Genomic DNA, 18,431 nt, shown 5'->3' on the forward strand with positions numbered 1-18,431 from the left:
ACTTCTTTGAAATACAAAAATACTTTTTTGTCTTAAATGTTTGGAATTTAAAACAGTACCTTTTTTTTTACGCTTACTTTCCTGGTGCGAACTACCGCATCGATGGCGGTAACATTCCAGTCGTGTAAGGAAAGGCCTCGAGTCAAACGCAGACCAAACGCACAGCAACCCCAGACGAAACGCACACCAAGCGCACACAACCTGTGCGATTGCTGTGCGTTTGGTGTGTCTGTTAACTGGTCTTGAACCGTGTCGATATTCTGTTTGGAGCGGGCGTTTTTGGATTTTCCTTTTTAATCGCTTGGTTAAATTTGCCTAACAATCTTTGGTGTCAGAATCCTTTTTTGAGAAATTTTTTAGAGGTTAAAACAATCTATTCTACATTTTGGTAAATTATTTCTCTGAATATTTCTATATTCAGCTCAACTTAAAAACTCTTAACCAACTCATTTCCATTATGAAAAAACTATTACAAAGTTTGTTTATTTTGCTTTGCATTGCCCAAACGGCAGTCGCGCAAAATCGGACAGTCACTGGTACAGTTACGTCCAGCCAGGATGGTACGCCGCTCCCGGGCGCTACAGTGAAAATTCCAGGGTCCAAAACCGGGACCCTAACATCGGCAGAAGGCCGGTATTCAGTTTCCGTACCGAGCTCAACAACAACGTTAGAGTTCTCCTACATTGGCTACGTCCTGCAAACAAAAGCCCTTGGAAGTTCAAACGTTGTGAACGTAGCACTGGTTTCCGACGCTAACGACTTAAATGAAGTTGTGGTAACAGGCTACGGTAACATTCAACGTAAGAGCTTTACAGGCGCTTCATCAACGGTTACAGCAGAGCAAATCGCGAACAAACCCGTACAAAGCTTTGGTCAGGGTTTAGTTGGTCAGGCTACAGGTGTGAGTATTGTTCAACCAAATGGTTTGCTAAATAACCCTCCTGTAATTCGTGTTAGGGGGCTAAGTTCATTATCCCTTTCTTCCTTTCCTTTGGTTGTTGTAGATGGTATTCCAATTTCGACATCTAACTCTTCTGCGAATTCAGCGGCGAACAACCCACTTGGAGACATTAACCCGGAGGATATTGAAAGTATCGACATCTTAAAAGACGCTGCCTCTACCGCTATATATGGCTCCAGAGGTGCAGCTGGTGTATTAATCATCAACACTAAAAAAGGTAAAAGAGGGGAAACTCGTCTTAATTATGATGGCTGGGCAGGTGTAAGCAATGCAGTAAGGCTACCTGAAGTAATGAATGCAAGTGAATACGTTGCATACAAAAATCAAGCAGTTAGAAATTTAAAACAGGTTAACCCAACTGCGCAAGTACCGTCCGATGCGGAAGGCAATAGCTTTCTTCCAAATGTGCGAGGCGATGGGTCTATTGTAGATACAGACTGGAACGATGTGGTTTATCGTCAGGCCTTCACACAGAACCACAATGTGAGTTTGAGCAGTGCAACTGATAAGACCACCTACTTTCTTTCTGGTGGTCTGTCAGATCAGCAAGGATTTTTGAAGGGAAACAACTTTAAAAGGTATAGCGGCCGCGCAAATGTCTCGCACCAGGCTACCAGTTATTTAAAGCTAACGATGAACATGGCTTACACCAATTCTTTTAATCAGAGTCCAAACAGTGGTTCTACTGATGGCGGTGCGTTTGCCAGTTCAGGATTAGGTAGATTGGCTTTTGCTTTAGCGCCTAATTTAAGACCATTTAATGATGATGGTTCTTATAGCTTAAATGCTACGGGTGGTACAATTGGAAATGGGTCAAACTTAGTTTCCTCTACCTGGTCGAATCCGGCTGTTCTAATTGATAAGGATAGAAATACATCAGAAACCACTCGATTCATAGCGAATTTAGGCGCGGAACTTAAACTAGCTGATGGTTTGTTTTTGAAATCTTCGTTCTCATGGGACCGTGGAAACACAGAAAACTACAGGTTCTGGAATCCGCTGTCGGGTGACGGATTCAGCACAACTGGAAGTGCCTATAACAACAACAATCGCAGAAACAACCGCAACTTTATCAATACGCTAAACTATAATAAAGTATTTGGTGGCGTTCATAGTGTGTCCCTGATTGCAGGTAACGAAGCCCAAAGCACCAAGGTAGATGACTGGGGTGCAAACCGTACAAACTTATCTGATCCTTTCTACACCCAGTTTCAAGGTCAGTTTATCAACAACACTGCTGCAGGAAATGGATTATCTGCAACTGCTTTAGCATCTTATTTAGCAATTGCTAACTATAACTACGACAATAAATACTTCATCAGTGGTAACTTCAGAAGAGATGGTAACTCCGGTTTTTCTGAGGCAAAAAGATGGGGTAATTTTGGTGGCGGTTCATTAGGATGGGAAGTGACAAAAGAAGGCTTTTTTGCTAATTCATCGCTAAGCACCATCATCAGTAATTTGCGCATCAGAGGTAGCTATGGTGTAGTTGGTAATGCTGCAGTTGGCGCTTACAATTATTACACCACGTATGATCCGACATTATACGGCGAAAGTGGTACAGGCTTCGTTTTCAACAGAGCTGGAAACGTGGATCTTGGATGGGAAACCAGCAAGCAAACAGACGTAGGTATTAACATCGGTTTCTTATCAAATCGTTTCTCACTGGAAGTAGATTACTTTAACAAGAATATTGACGGACTTATTCTTGCCGTTCCTCAAGCACCTTCAAAAGGTATCCCTGGTGGCACGATCCGTTCCAACGTTGGTAGCATGTACAACAGAGGCTTTGAATTCGCCTTGAATGCAGGCATTTTCCGTGACACAGAGTTCAAATGGACAACGACTTTGAATTTCACCAGAATCAAAAATATGGTAACTGCACTAGATCCACAGGTGGAGCAGATTCTAACCAGCACTGCCGGTTTAGAGCAAACCAGCATTACTAAAGCAGGTTACTCTGCAGCTCAGATCTATGGTGTAAAAACTAATGGAATAAACCCGGTTAATGGCCAGCGTATATTTGTTGACAGAAATGGCCGTGAAATCCAATACCTGCACCAAAGTGCTGGCAATGGTTACACTTACGTAAACGATGGATCAGCAGCACCATCGCCTGCAAGCCAGCAACAAATCTTAGGTAACACTTTACCAACCTGGTATGGTGGATTTAATAACACCATGACTTACAAAAGCTTTGATCTTGCTTTAAACTTTACCTTCTCAGGTGGAAATTACATCTATAACGGATCTCGTGCAGGTCTTCTGGATCAGCGTTTTTGGAATAACCTTCAGGAGGTCGTGACAAATGCCTGGTCACCAACAAATACATCAGGTACGCTACCTTTCCCAGTATACACGGATAACGTATCTAATGGATCTTCCTTCCTGATTTCAGAAAACATAGAAAAAGGAGATTTTCTAAGACTACAAACCGCTACTTTAGGGTATAGATTACCAAAAACGGTATTTGGTACTTCAGGTATCTCTGGCTTGAGGGTGTATGGGCAAGTAAACAACGCTTTCCTGATCACCGGATATTCAGGTGTTGACCCTGAGATTTCTTCAAACGGAGATTCGAATTTAGCCAGTGGTATAGAAAGAAATAGTATTCCTCAGGGCAGAGTGTTCACATTTGGAATTAGTTTAAGCTTATAATTAAAATACAACATGAAAATTTTTCATAAAATCACATATAGATTTCCGGCGGTAAGAGTTGCTGCCGTTGCAATTATGCTTACGGCGCTAGCTTCTTCTTGTAAAAAGGAATTTTTGGTTGAAGCGCCAGAGCTGGAGTTACCACAGGAAGAGGCTTATACGACACCTCAGCGTGTTGATAAAGTAATTACCGGGTTATATTCATCGGCAAAGAGTGGATCTCTTTTTGGAGGTCGTTATCACATCTATAATGACATTCGCGCAGAAGAGTACATCTTAAGAGATCCGAACAATGTAACTGGTGCTGACGTATATCAGGCTACGAATGATGCAACGAACTCCTATATCTCGAGCTTTTGGTCTGTTGGGTATTCTACAATCAACCGCGCTAACTTAGCGATTGATGGCTTAACGATAAATCTTGCCGGGCTAGCACCAACCGTTATCGATCCTGCATTAGGGGAAGCCAAGTTTATCAGAGCCCTTGTCTACTTCCAGCTTGTTCAAATATTTGCTAAACCTTACGTATTGAACGCAGGCGCATCAAGGGGACTGCCACTTAGGTTACTTCCTGAAACATCACTTGCAAATAATGCCCTGGCATCAAGTACAGTTGCAGAGGTATACGCCCAAATTATCAAAGATCTTGATGAAGCTGAGGCGCAACTACCAGCTACGTACACCACCGCCCTGGCTAAAACGACAAGAGCGCATAAAAACACTGCAATTGCTTTAAAAACACGTGTTTATTTAGCAATGGCAAACCATGCAAAGGTGATCGAAGAAGGCAATAAGATTGTTCCTCAGGCAGCACCATTTTCAACTACAGCCGGTGCCGGCCATGCTTTAGCGAGTAATGTTGCCTCTTTATATGTTCCGCCTTACACCGTGTCGGAATCGATTTTCTCCTTCCCGATGGCGGCAACAAATGCTCCAGGAACTCAAAATCAATTGGCTTATTATTATAACAGCTTCTCTGGTGCGAACTTGATTTATCCGCTGAATAAAAATGCGCCTGGAATATATGCAGATCCGTTATGGCCTGCAACTGATGCACGTAAAGTAGCCTTTACCGCATTATTTACAGGTTCTGGTTTGATAGCACAACCAGTGCTGAAGAAGTACAATACACCATCACCCTGGACGGATTTCGTACCTATGATCAGGTATGCTGAAGTTTTACTGAATGTTGCTGAAGCGGAAGCTGCACCTGGTGGTAACGCTGTTCGTGCAAGAGCACTTCTTGATGCTGTTCGTAAACGTTCTGATGCGACTTATGATTTTGGAACGCTTACTGGCGCTGCATTAACGGAGACGATCTTAAAAGAACGTCGTATTGAGCTACTTGGTGAGGGCCAGAGATATAATGATCTGGCGAGGTTAAATAGGGCATTGCCTGCTATTGGTGCCGCAGGTCAAACGATTGCTGTATCTGATCCTAGGTACACCTTCCCGATACCAGTTAACGAAAGAAATACCAATCCATTGGTAGGAGAGTAATCTTCTTGGATATGGAATGCGAGGGGCGGAAATTCATGTTTTCGCCCCTTTTTGCATGTTAGGACGAATTAGATGAATGATTCAGGACCTTTATTTCCTTGTTCAGCTGTTGTTCAATGGTAGATAAAGTTCATATATGCTTGCTTACGAATGTTACACCCAGATCCATTATCTCACTGATCAAGTCGATAGGATCGCTTAAGGATCTTCACAGCCTGCTAAGTTTTCAAACTATCACGCTATCCCCTTTCGGTAGTATGCTAAATAGCTTCATTAGTTGAGGTCTCTCTTTAGAAGCTCCAGAGATTTTTTCCTCAAATATCTGTTCACATCCGAATTGCTTCAGTGTGTCCAATTATATGTTTAAGGTCTGGTTCAATGTACTGAAAGTGGCCTACCCAATTTTCATAAAAAACGTTATAATCTCGATTAATGATACATAGATTATTGAGACCCATTAATGAGACTATAATCTATTTACATCTGTAAAGATGACCCATTTCAAAGAATTGTCTTAAAAATGAATCGTTTTGTGAGACTTCGACCTCAACTAATAGAATCATCGTGGTTGTCCTTGTTAGATAATCTCTCAACGTTGCGTTATTGAATAAAATAATTTTTGAAGTTTTTCTTACAGTGCAAGGTGGTTGCACTGAAGCATTCTACTTTTGGTTCGATTGTAATTTAACAAGCCTATCTACTTAGCGCGAATATGAACCTCAAGACATTTATTGGAACTTTACTTGCTACGGCTACTTTGAGCTATAGCAGCATTGCACAAACATCGACAGCACTTATGCCGAGTATGGAAAATGTTGTTCCCCCTTCACCCAATGTTGCTGCAATCAGCAAGTTTGGTAATATCCCCGTAGGCTTATCTACTGGCATCCCTTCAGTTGGCGTTCCAATTTACGAATGGAAAGGTCAGAACTTTGGGATAAACTTTAAAGTTTCTCTCGATTACCACGCAGGCGGAATCAAAGTTGATGAGATGGCCTCTACCATAGGATTGGGTTGGGCACTAAATGCCGGAGGTGTGATTTCAAGGACCAAACGTGGCATTCCGGATGAATTTCCTACAGATGGCTTTTTAGATCGAAAATTGCCAATAGACGCGTACGACGGTAATGTCCCTGTAGATTATGCTAACTCTGACCGATTATTTTACAGAATGAATGCAGGATATATTGATACTCAAAATGATATATTCACTTATAGTTTTAATGGTCGCAGTGGCAGGTTTGTTCTTGGGAAAAACAATGACTCACTCTTTCTAGATAATGCGAAACTCAAACTTGTTAAAGAAAAACAAGTTATTGGAGGACTTACACTATTTACCAAATTTACCATAATCGATGAGCTTGGATATAAATATATATTTTCTGCATATGAGACTACGCTGGAGAATCCAAGTTCTTTTTCCGGTAATTATACATCAGCTTGGCACTTAACTGAAATCGTCAACCCTTCGGGTAAAGACCATATTGTTTTACAGTACGACGACACTGATATGCATGTTGGAACTTCAATGTCTTCGACGCAGGCTATACCAGTGACGCTAGATGGCAATAAAGACAGTCACTATGCAGTTGGAGGAAGCCAGCCCTTTGTACGTACTAAAAGGATTAAGTCAATTATATTTCCAGACCAAAACACAGTAAATTTTACATATGATAATATAAGGCGTCAGGATGTTGGTAATTCCAATGACTATCTGTTGAAAAAGATTACAATAAGTAAGGGCCCAACCAGTAGGGGCTTTTTACTGAACCAAAATTATTCCCTGGGTGGTCGGGCCACCTTGTTGTCGGTTAGAGAAGTAGGTGGCACGCAGGAGATTCCTTTAAAGCCTTATATATTTGAATACTATACCGATTCCCCTCTTCCCCAAAGACTTACTTCATCTCAGGATCATTGGGGATACCCCAACGGCAATACTGGACCACTAATTCCTCATGAATTTTTCCCTGCGCCAGGTGGACAGTTCCCACCTTATAGGGAGTTTTCTGGAGGGAATCGTGATACAGACCCTAGCCGTATAAAGGCAGGTTCAATAACTAAAATAACTTATCCAACCGGAGGGTATACAGTTTTTGATCTAGAGGCCAATACTGCTAAAGATAATTGGCTGGAACAGAATGTAATTGTAAGTGTTCCTGGCCCTCCTTACGAGGATCGCTACATTAGTGCGCCAGTATCTAGCGCAAACAATCCAGCGGGAACCGAATCCTTCACCTTCCAGGGGGAGAATGGCACTTTTACTAGTTTTAAAATACAATTTGCACCTGGTGGATGTAATTTTGACTGTGCTCTTAAATTTGAGATATATAACGCGTCCGGAATACTTGTTACGACCCAACAAGCTGATTTCTCAAGTGGAACAACTACAACAGTTGAAAAGACATTTTCTCTTTTAGGCCTTGTTAAAGGAGCAAACTATTCAATCCGAATTTATACAATCAATACTACAGACTTCTATAAAAATGTTAGTATAGAATGGCGCGAAGTACGATCGGGCACACCTGTTCAGCACAATCTGGTGCATGTACAGCCCTTCGTTGGCGGCCTTCGAGCAAAGAGGATAAGTGATTATTTACCTGGATCAGCTACACCTGCAACAGTAAAAGAATATGAGTACGTGATGGAAGATGGGACAACATCATCAGGAGCCTTAGGCTTTAGGCCAATTTATTCCCAAATGGCTTTTTACGATTATAAACATAATGAGACTATTCCTGAACCACCGGGATATTTTAGAAATGCACCTGACAATTATATTCTTCGGTATGCTTCTAGTGTTTATGATCTTGCTTACGCTAATGGTAGTCCAGTAACGTACAAACGGGTTGTTGAAAGAATTGGTCAAGGCAACAATAATGTGGGGAAGATTGTAAGGTATTTTACCAATTTCTCCGATTCGCCGCCCGTTGTACACAATGTTTTCCCAACCATTCCAACGAGTCTTAGTCGCCATAGCTATGGTCTGCTGCTCAAAGAGGAAACCTATAACGCAGCTGGAAGTCTACTCAAGAAAACTGAGAATCTCTACAATATGATAAATAATACGTATGCGAGTTCCCAAAGTCGTGTAGAAAACTTTAGATCAATCAGTCTTGCTCCAGTACGTTTTCTTTGCCCTAAATCACATACTTCGACCCATGTTCACCCTGCAAACACTCCTTATTATTTTCTTTCGTCCAGTTTTACTCCTGTTGAAGGACGGGCAGAACTTACGCAAAGTAAGACCACCGAGTTTGCTGGTGGTAAGCAGGCTGAAGTTGTAACGAAGTACACCTATGATCCGGAAACTTATCTGCCAAAGCAGACAGTTCTGATTAACTCTAAAAAGGAGGAGAAAAAAACTGTCCTTAGCTACCCTAAAGATTTTCTTTCTACTCCGGTATATAAAGCGATGTATGATAAAAATATCATTAAGCCAGTTATCCTCGAACAGCTCTATACTAACCAGACACTTGACTTCTCCAGGTATACAGATTATAAGAACTGGAGTGCAGACGTATATGAAGCAGAGCTTATCAGTACAGTGTTTAAATCAAATACAGGTAAAGATCCCCGGATTAGATACCTGAAATATGATTTGCATGGCACGCCACTCTCGGTTCAGCAGGAGCGGGGGACAAAGGTCTGCTATATATGGGGCTATGGCGGAGATTACCTGGTAGCCAAAGTGAGCAACATAGACTATGTAACCCTGGAGAATCTACTGGGTGGCGCAACCGCTATCGAAGCATTTAGAAATAATAAGACAATTACAGAAAGTGCCATTACTACATTTTTAGCTCCGCTGAGAACTTATGTCACGAACACTAAAGATGTATTGATGACAGATTTCAGATACGATACCCTAAAAGGAATTGTCAGCCAGACAGATGAGAAAGGCATTACAACAGGCTATGAGTATGACGAATTTCAGCGTCTTATGAACATCAGAGATTTTGGCGGTAATATTATTAAAAACTTTAAATACAATCAACAAGGACAATAATACAATTATGAAAAGGTTAAAACATCTTTGCTTTTTATGCCTTTTTGCAGTGTCTGCAAAAAGTGTAGCCCAACAAAGTCCTTGTAGTCCGGTCGGCTCGGCCCCGACTGGCAGTCAGAATTACATCATCTCAAATGTGATTAAAAAGGCTAATGTTACCGGCGTGTCTCAAATCGGTTCACTTACCAATTGTGAACTTAATCAGACCATTCAGTATTTTGATGGATTAGGAAGGCCGTCTCAAACCATACAGGTTAAAGCAAGTCCCCTTGGCAGGGACATCATAGTACCTGTTGCTTATGATGCTTTTGGGAGAGAGGCCATCAAGTATGAACCTTATGCTGATCCCGGTACCGCTAATGGGAGTTTTCGCACTGCAGCGATTACCAACCAGCGTGATTTCTACAGGGAAGGCACAGCGCCTGCTTCCATCCAATGGACCAATGCTCCTTTTAGTAGAAGTGTAATCGAAGCCTCACCACTGAACAGGGTGTTAGAACAAGGTTTTCCAGGGCTAGACTGGCAGCCTAGTTCCAGCAGAACAGAGCTAACAGGTCGAACTGTAGTTTCGGAGTATTTGGTGAACGACACACTCGATGTACCATATATCCGGCTAACTGCAACGGGGGCAATCGCTACTGATTTTTATCCCGGAGGTAAGCTCTTCAAGACCATTACCAAAAATGAAAACTGGACATCAGGCAAGATAAATACTACTGAGGAGTACAAAGACTTTGAGGGTAGAGTAATCTTGAAGAAGATTTGGCAAACCAATACAGTGTTCTTAAGTACTTTTTATGTTTACGATGACTTGGGAAATCTACGATGTGTTGTGCCCCCATTTCCTGGGGCTACATCGATCATTACTTTAAATGAAAATGATGATCTGGTAAAAAAGTACTGTTATGTATATAAATATGATGATCGAAATAGGTTAACAGAAAAACGTCTTCCTGGCAAAGAATGGGAGTATATTATCTACAACAAACTCGATCAGGTTGTTTTAACCCAGGATGGAAATCAGCGTCCGCAGAGGCATTGGTCCTTTACTAAATATGACCCCCTTGGAAGAGTTGCTGCAACAGGTATTTACCGGCATGGAACCGTTGCAACGCGGGAGAGTTTGCAGGCTACGGTAAACAACCAAACAGGTGTATTATGGGAAACCTGGGCAGGGAGTGGCTACACCTTAAATATTTTTCCACAAACACCATACTTCTTCCATCAGATATTTAAGTATGATGACTACGACATGCCGCTACCGCCTGCTTATGTTTTGCCTGTAAATCGAAAGCCCAAGGGTTTGCTTACTGCCACATTGACTTTTGTTGATGGAACAGCGCAATACCTGGCAAGCATAAACTATTATGATGACTATGGTCGATTGATCAAGAACTTCAAACAGCATTACGCGTCTTCTGTTGTTGACGTCGGCAATTATGATGAAACGACAAACACTTATAAGTTTGCAGGAGAACTTGAAACAAGCACCAGAGTTCACCGCAAAACTAGCGCTTCAAACCTTACCATTGCTACTGCCTATGACTATGATGCATGGAGCAGACAAATAAGAACCAGGAAAAAGATCAATACTGAAGCAGAGGTTGTACTGGCTGAAAATCTGTATAATGAGGTCGGTAGTGGTGTAAAAGAAAAGCAGCTATATAATGGCTTGCAAAAAACGACTTACATTCATGGTCAGAGAGGCTGGCTCAGGGAAATGCGGTCCAAGGAATTTACTGAAATGCTGATGTATGGAGATAGTGCTGGAGGAAACAGAAATTTCAATGGTAATATCTCTTATCAAAAGTGGGGGTATAGCAACACCATTACGCCTAATATATATACTTACACCTATGATGGCTTAGATCGGTTGACTAAAGGAAGTAGCAATCCTGGATCAACAAACATCAGCGAAACGGTAACCTATGACAGCATGGGTAATATTCTCACCATGAACAGAAACGGTACCACGGGTACTTACAACTATTCTGGAAACCAGCTCACTAGGATCACTGGCTTTGAAACCCGCCCTTACCAATATTATTATGATGCTGAGGGTAACATGACCAAGAATGGAAGAAATCTGGACTCTTTGACTTACAATGCCTTAAATCTTCCAAAATCGGTGACACGGGCAGGGACTACGGTAAACTACCTGTATGCCATGGATGGGACAAAACTAAAGAAAACCAGTACAATTGGTGGTGCAACTGTTACCACGCATTATGTAGATGGGATCCAATATAATGGCAATAATATTGAATTCATCCAGACCGAGGAAGGTATTGCAAGAAGAAACACCAGTAGCTACAGCTATGAATTCAACTTGAAAGATCATTTAGGAAACGTAAGAGTATCATTCTTCAAAAATCCAGTAACAAATGCGCTTGAAATACTTCAAAAAGATGAATACTTTTCATTTGGAAAAAGAGTTGTTGTAATTCCTGGGCCAAATAAATACCTTTATAATGGTAAGGAAATTCAGGACGAATCTGAGACATACGATTACGGTGCACGATACTATGACCCGGTGATTGCCAGGTGGACAAGCATTGATCCGCTAGCGGAAAAAATGCGAAGACATTCGCCTTATAACTATGCCATAAATAATCCAATAAGGTTTATAGACCCTGATGGTAGGTATTCAACTGAAGCATGGATGAAAAATAATCTCATTAGCGATAGTGATTTAACTAACGCTTATAAAGCTCCAGAAGACGAAGAATCGCAGGAAGAGGAGGAGATTGGACCAGGACCAAAGGTAAAGACAACCAATAATAAGGGATCTAACGCTGCCAACAAGGGAGGAGTGTTAGATAATGCCTGGGATTGGGTGGTAGCTAATAAAGATAATTTGATAGCTACCGGCGGTGCTTTAGCAAATGGTTACGCAGGTGTTACCGAAATTGCAGGCGGTTCGGCGTTAGTGGCAGCACCTACGGGTGTATCTCAAGTTGCGGGAGCATATTTAATAGCTGATGGATCAACAAGGGTTGCAACAGCCGCAGTAAATATTTATGGAATATGGTCTGGCAATCAAAGTGCTAAGAATGCTCCTCATAACGCTTTAGGTTTAGCAAGTATGGCTGTAACTTCCAATCAAAAGGCTCAACAATTATTTCAATTAGGAGGTGATTTTGGCTTATCAAGACAAAACCTCATTAAGCTAGCAAATAGTGGCTTTACTAATATTCTTTCTGCTGGGCAGGGTGCTTGGCAGGTAATCCGACCTTATAAAGATGCTTATACTAATTTTAAAAAATAATGGATTTATTTAGAATGTTATTAGTTGTCCTTTTTTACTGTTTAATAATAATATTCTACTGGTACAGTAAGGGCAGATTTACTGTTAAAGATGAAATGAAAGAGCGATATGCTGAATGGGTAAATAAATATGGCACAAAAGCCTCAAAAGCATGTTTGAAGCTGCTAATTATATATACAGTTTTATTAATTTCCCAATTAATTTTCTAATCACGAAGCACCCCACAGCATCCACATGAATTTTTTAAGCAGGTCAGTCGTATCATTCATTAAGATTGATCTGCTTTTAGAAGTTTCAATTTTTAATTGTGGAAGTACTTTAAACAAATCTTCATCAGGTATAAATTGTATATAAATATTCTTCATAGAGCACTCAGAGGTAATTACTATATAATTACCCCAAGTTGATAATTCATTAACTAATTCAGGAGTTAAAGGCTCGTTGCCTCTAACGGCCTTGCTACCAGTGTTAAGTAGAAGTATCAAATCTTGTGTTTTGAATTCTGCCGGTTTACCATCTATGCTAATGGACAAAACCCCATTTGTTATTGTAGCTATTTCAAGCCTCTTGAAGAAAAAGAAAGGTAGGCTCAAAAGGATGAATGCCATTATTAGCAAACAACTTAAAGCTATTAAATGACCCACTATATTCGATATTATTTTATTATCAAACCAGGATAGAGTAAAAGCTATTAATAGGATTACACATGAAATTATAAGACATAAGTTCTGATAAGGCTTAATTTTTCCTAATATTAAAGGATGTATAAGTGTAAGGCTTTTATGATTCATAAACGAAAATATTTAATCCAATCAAATATATAATTATATGTCAAGCCTTGTCTCTAAAACCATCAAGTGAATACATGGTACGATTTTATCTTATTCAAGCGGCTTTGAAATAGTAATTATTTTATCTAGGATGGCATGGTCTACTCTATATTTGTTTAACCTACAATGTAATCGAGCGAAATATCTAAAACCTCAGAGATGTTAGCGATTAACAGAACGCAAAAGCCTTCCCGTGCGTACCTTCCCAGTACATTTAAGTGAATATCGCCCATTTCGTTAGCTAGCTTTGTAATATCTCAAATTCTTTTCGAATATTGATCCAACAAGTTCCAGGACTGATATCTGCCGTCTTTGTGTCTTAAAGCGTTAGTATTATGACAAAGAAAATAACCTTATTAGAAGTAGAAAAATTACAAATTTTGTTAGATATAACACACCTTTCAATTTGCACCTCGCTCTTCGTATAAGCCTTTTTATGAGTGTTGAATTATCCAACGCAATCTAAAATGTTCCAAAAAGATTGGAAAGAAATAAAATAATGGTTAAATACTTGCAATTTGTAGTCGGTAAATAACAGTGCACATAAAATGGCAATCAGGAGTGGTTCTTCGCCAATTTTGATGCAATTTCCCTCTGTTAACCATGATGATAAGTCGCTCATAATCAGTACAATAACTTCTCGGAATCCTTGTTTATCTTTGTTTTTTAAGTATCTTAAAGCATTGATAATCAGATACTTTAACAGTGAATTCAAGCATTACGTCTAAGTCAAATTTTATATCTTCATTCTATGCGAACCAGAAAACTAAAATATATAGGTGGGAAATTAGTGGTACAACAATCCGGTTATTTGCAAGGAGAGTGGAGAAAAGTTCTCATTGTCCTAGCTGTCGGAAAAGCAGCCGCAGTGTACGCTCTTTCTATTTGAGAACCCTTGCGGATCTGCCGGTCGCAGCAAATGCTGTTCTCATTATTCTTAAAACACGTCGCTTTGCGTGTAAAAATCCTCGTTGCGAAAAGCAAATATTCTCAGAACGGTGCATCCAGTAGAACAGAGTTAACTGGTCGAACTGTAGTTTCGGAGTATTTGGTTAATGACACACTTGATGTACCATATATCCGGCTAACTGCAACGGGGGCAATCGCTACTGATTTTTATCCTGGAGGTAAGCTGTTTAAGACCATTACCAAAAATGAAAACTGGACATCAGGAAAGATGAATACCATAGAGGAGTACAAGGACTTTGAGGGTAGAGTAATCTTGAAGAAGATTTGGCAAACCAATACAGTGTTCTTAAGTACTTTTTATGTTTACGATGACTTGGGAAATCTACGATGTGTTGTTCCCCCATTTCCTGGGGCTACATCGATCATTACTTTAAATGAAAATGATGATCTGGTAAAAAGGTACTGTTATGTATATAAATATGATGATCGAAATAGGTTAACAGAAAAACGTCTTCCTGGCAAAGAATGGGAGTATATTATCTACAACAAACTCGATCAGGTTGTTTTAACCCAGGATGGAAATCAGCGTCCGCAGAGGCATTGGTCCTTTACTAAATATGACCCCCTTGGAAGAGTTGCTGCAACAGGTATTTACCGCCATGGAACCGTTGCAACGCGGGAGAGTTTGCAGGCTACGGTAAACAACCAAACAGGTGTATTATGGGAAACCTGGGCAGGGAGTGGCTACACCTTAAATACCTTTCCACAAACACCATACTTCTTCCATCAGATATTTAAGTATGATGACTACGACATGCCGCTACCGCCTGCTTATGTTTTGCCTGTAAATCGAAAGCCCAAGGGTTTGCTTACTGCCACATTGACTTTTGTTGATGGAACAGCGCAATACCTGGCAAGCATAAACTATTATGATGACTATGGTCGATTGATCAAGAACTTCAAACAGCATTACGCGTCTTCTGCTGTTGACGTCGGCAATTATGATGAAACGACAAACACTTATAAGTTTGCAGGAGAACTTGAAACAAGCACCAGAGTTCACCGCAAAACTAGCGCTTCAAACCTTACCATTGCTACTGCCTATGACTATGATGCATGGAGCAGACAAATAAGAACCAGGAAAAAGATCAATACTGAAGCAGAGGTTGTACTGGCTGAAAATTTGTATAATGAGGTCGGTAGTGGTGTAAAAGAAAAGCAGCTATATAATGGCTTGCAAAAAACGACTTACATTCATGGTCAAAGAGGCTGGCTCAGGGAGATGCGATCGAAGGAATTTACTGAAATGCTGATGTATGGAGATAGTGCAGGAGGAAACAGAAATTTCAATGGTAACATCTCTTATCAAAAGTGGGGGTATAGCAACACCATTACACCTAATGTATACACTTACACTTACGATGGCTTAGATCGGTTGACGAAAGGAAGTAGCAATCCTGGTTCAACAAACATCAGCGAAACTGTAACCTATGACAGTATGGGTAATATTCTCACCATGAACAGGAACGGTACAACGGGTACTTACACCTATTCTGGAAACCGACTAAACAGGATTACGGGCTTTGAAACCCGGCCTTACCAATACTACTATGATGCTAATGGCAACATGACGAAGAATGGAAGAAATCTTGACTCTTTAACATACAATGCCTTAAACCTTCCAAAAGCGGTGACTCGGGCAGGGACTACGGTAAGCTACCTATACGCAATGGACGGCACCAAGCTGAAGAAAACAAGTGTAATTGGTGGTGCAACCGTTACCACGTATTATGTAGATGGAATTCAGTAAAATGGTAATAGTATCGAGTTCATTCAGACCGAGGAAGGTATTGCAAGAAGAAACACCAGTACCTACAGTTATGAATTTAACTTGAAAGACCATCTAGGAAACGTAAGAGTATCATTCTTTAAGAATCCAGTATCGAACGCGCTTGAAGTGATCCAAAAAGATGAATACTTTGCTTTTGGAAAAAGAGTTGTTGTAACTCCTGGAACAAATAAATATCTTTATAATGGTAAAGAGCTTCAGGGAGAATCGGAAACGTTTGATTACGGAGCAAGATTCTATGACCCGGTGATTGCCAGGTGGACAAGCGTTGATCCGCTAGCCGAACTTGAAAGACTAAGGTCGCCGTATAACTATGGAGTAAATAACCCAATAAGGTTTATAGACCCTGATGGTAGGGCAGTTGATGATATTCACGGAGGTGTCCGGCTTACTGGTGAGGATGCTAAAGCTTTATTTGGACAAATAAAAGCGTCTAATTCTTCTTCTGATCAAGATGAACAAGGGGAAGAGGAAGAAGATGAACAGGGGCCTGGGCTGGGAGGAAAAAATGCTTCCGTTGCTAAAAAGGGGGGTAGTCCTTGGGACTGGAATCATATATACGATAAAGCTGCACAAAAGCGGGTCAGCAGTTTATTAGAGGGTGACATCTTAGGCTATTTGGATTATGGCGATGCACCAGTCTTTGGTGGGTTTGGCTTGGGCAAGGCAACTTCTATGATTAATGGAGTTAGAGTAGCTTTAAATGGATCAAAAAGTGCCGCGCCTGCATTATATACTGTATATAGAGCGGTTACTCAAAATGGATCTGTGTATTGGGGTATGACGAAAGACTTTGTTCGGCGGGCGGCGCAGCATGGTGATAGATTTACAGATATAGCGGAGGTTCACGTAGGAATTCCGACAAAGGGTGCTGCCAGGGGTATTGAGCAACTAATGATTGATAAAGCTGGAGGTATAAAGAACCTTGAAAACTCAATAAATAGTATAGCTACGAAGAACCCTCAAATACTGCATTATTACCGAGAGGCAACTAAATTTTTGAGTAAGTAAGAAAAATGGCGAGAGTAAAAGTTAAAAGCGGTGATATTTATCAGATCGTTTTGCCTAATGATCTAGGATTTGCATATGCAAAATGTATTAATTTATTGGAGATAAACCCTGATGCTCGCTATCCCATTTTGATTAGAGTGTATAATTATAGATCAGCTCTCCCACAGCCTCTAAAAAAGTTTATTGCTAAAGAATTAATCTTGTGTCCACTATTAATTGCAGGAATATTGCCGTCAATTAATAGTGGCACCTGGAAGCTTGTAGGTAATACGCCGCTCCAAGAAGAAGATATTGTTATACCTCATTATAAGAGAGGAGAGCCTGATGAAGATCCTATAGAATGGTTTTGTGTATTTAATGCTGACATATCTAAAAAGATAAAATCAGAATTTGAAAATGTGAAACATTTAGAAACTATTGGTGCTACCGGATCAGCATTAGTGGGAACTAAAATAGCAATGGCCTTGCTTCTGGATGAAGGAAAAAGAGTTGAAGATTACTTCAAATTGGATGAGTATTTCGAAAAGGAATATTATAAACAAGTGACTACAATACCAGCCTATTATAAGCAGCCTGAAATTATGCGAGGAAAAGCAATAGAAAGCTAAAATCAGTGAAAAACCTAACTGTAAGAATACTCTTAAATGAAGCATCAGGTATAAATCTTAACCTTCGGCATACATTGGTTGATACATTAGAAGAAAGGGAGATTGGAGAAGTGTGGGATGAATGCATAGGAGAAAAGTATATGGAAGTGAATGTCTATGTTAAACCATCGAAGAGGATTGAGAAAGAAATAAAAGCAATTCTTGAATCACTGGGATTGCTTGAAGGAAGTGAGCTAATTTACACTGATATTCCTTAGTTTAAGTACTAGTATTTTGAGCATTGGTTGTTAAATCTTGTGCAAATCCGAGGACAGCTAACGGGAGGGATTCCGCAGAGGGTTTTTCCCAAATCATGTCAATAGTTTAACTTTAAACTATCGACATAAACATGGCAACACAAGAAGATTTTGATTTCGAAAACTTCAAAAAGAAAGATATAGCGGGCTTATATGCCGGCAAGAAAATGACGGGTACGGACGGAGTACTGGCGTCAATGATAAAACACTTTCTGGAATCAATGATGGACCGGCGAGCTGGAGCGCCACATTGCTGAAAGTAAACCAGCTGGTCAGCCTAACCGTAAGAACGGCAAAAGTAAGAAGACGGTTCGCAGCTTAAGTTACGGATAGTTTGAGCTGGAAACCGGTCGTGATCGCCTTGGCATTTTTGACCCCAAAGTTGCACCTAAGCGCCACGACTGGTCATTACAGAAGCACTGGAAGTCATGATCCTTTTGCTACCGCCTACTTATGTTTTTACTCTTGACCATTTCTTTGTCATAGGAGTCGTTGAGGACCTTCGACTAGCACATACGAAACATTATCTGTGGCA

At 40.5% G+C, this 18,431-nt stretch carries 11 protein-coding genes and 1 pseudogene; 10 read left to right on the top strand and 2 right to left on the bottom strand.

Annotated features, from left to right (window positions below; translation table 11 throughout):
• Positions 1-457: 457 nt before the first annotated feature.
• Positions 458-3,619, top strand: coding sequence for a SusC/RagA family TonB-linked outer membrane protein (locus IEW69_RS14055; protein WP_188627511.1), 3,162 nt, complete (start codon positions 458-460; stop codon positions 3,617-3,619).
• A 12-nt stretch (positions 3,620-3,631) separates the two neighbouring features.
• Positions 3,632-5,119: a RagB/SusD family nutrient uptake outer membrane protein gene (locus IEW69_RS14060; protein WP_188627512.1), complete on the top strand. Its 1,488-nt coding sequence runs from the start codon at positions 3,632-3,634 to the stop codon at positions 5,117-5,119.
• A 226-nt stretch (positions 5,120-5,345) separates the two neighbouring features.
• On the opposite strand, the gene IEW69_RS17100 is transcribed toward IEW69_RS14060, so the two are convergent.
• A complete protein-coding gene (locus tag IEW69_RS17100) occupies positions 5,346-5,474 on the bottom strand; it encodes a recombinase family protein (protein WP_188627513.1) in 129 nt (42 codons plus the stop codon).
• A gap of 357 nt (positions 5,475-5,831) precedes the next feature.
• On the opposite strand from IEW69_RS17100, the gene IEW69_RS14070 reads away from it, so the two are divergent.
• Positions 5,832-9,125 (top strand): RHS repeat domain-containing protein, encoded by a 3,294-nt coding sequence (locus IEW69_RS14070; protein ID WP_188627514.1) that lies wholly within the window; start codon positions 5,832-5,834, stop codon positions 9,123-9,125.
• Positions 9,076-12,393 (top strand): DUF6443 domain-containing protein, encoded by a 3,318-nt coding sequence (locus IEW69_RS14075; protein ID WP_188627515.1) that lies wholly within the window; start codon positions 9,076-9,078, stop codon positions 12,391-12,393. The genes IEW69_RS14070 and IEW69_RS14075 overlap by 50 nt, the downstream gene beginning before the upstream one ends.
• 209 nt (positions 12,394-12,602) lie before the next feature.
• Here IEW69_RS14075 and IEW69_RS14080 read toward each other — a convergent pair whose 3' ends face one another.
• Positions 12,603-13,001 (bottom strand): hypothetical protein, encoded by a 399-nt coding sequence (locus IEW69_RS14080; protein ID WP_188627516.1) that lies wholly within the window; start codon positions 12,999-13,001, stop codon positions 12,603-12,605.
• Positions 13,002-14,045: 1,044 nt separating this feature from the next.
• Here IEW69_RS14080 and IEW69_RS17105 point away from each other — a divergent pair.
• From IEW69_RS17105 to IEW69_RS17120, 6 genes and pseudogenes are all read left to right on the top strand, one after another.
• The gene (locus IEW69_RS17105) at positions 14,046-14,234 is read left to right on the top strand and encodes a transposase family protein (RefSeq protein WP_188627517.1); all 189 of its coding nucleotides are present in this window, start codon (positions 14,046-14,048) and stop codon (positions 14,232-14,234) included.
• Positions 14,176-15,942, top strand: coding sequence for an RHS repeat domain-containing protein (locus IEW69_RS14090; protein ID WP_188627518.1), 1,767 nt, complete (start codon positions 14,176-14,178; stop codon positions 15,940-15,942). Before IEW69_RS17105 ends, IEW69_RS14090 begins: the two co-directional genes overlap by 59 nt.
• 81 nt (positions 15,943-16,023) lie before the next feature.
• Positions 16,024-16,992, top strand: a complete 969-nt coding sequence (locus IEW69_RS14095) for an RHS repeat domain-containing protein (RefSeq protein ID WP_188627519.1) — start codon at positions 16,024-16,026, stop codon at positions 16,990-16,992.
• Positions 16,993-16,997: 5 nt separating this feature from the next.
• The gene (locus IEW69_RS14100; RefSeq protein WP_188627520.1) at positions 16,998-17,600 is read left to right on the top strand and encodes an Imm26 family immunity protein; all 603 of its coding nucleotides are present in this window, start codon (positions 16,998-17,000) and stop codon (positions 17,598-17,600) included.
• Positions 17,601-17,605: 5 nt separating this feature from the next.
• Positions 17,606-17,857, top strand: a complete 252-nt coding sequence (locus IEW69_RS14105; protein ID WP_188627521.1) for a hypothetical protein — start codon at positions 17,606-17,608, stop codon at positions 17,855-17,857.
• Positions 17,858-17,988: 131 nt separating this feature from the next.
• Positions 17,989-18,333 (top strand): annotated as a pseudogene (locus IEW69_RS17120) (transposase); the annotation flags it as partial.
• Between the last annotated feature and the right edge of the window lie 98 nt (positions 18,334-18,431).

This window comes from Pedobacter quisquiliarum, from assembly GCF_014642175.1.
Taxonomy (GTDB): Bacteria; Bacteroidota; Bacteroidia; order Sphingobacteriales; family Sphingobacteriaceae; genus Pedobacter; species Pedobacter quisquiliarum.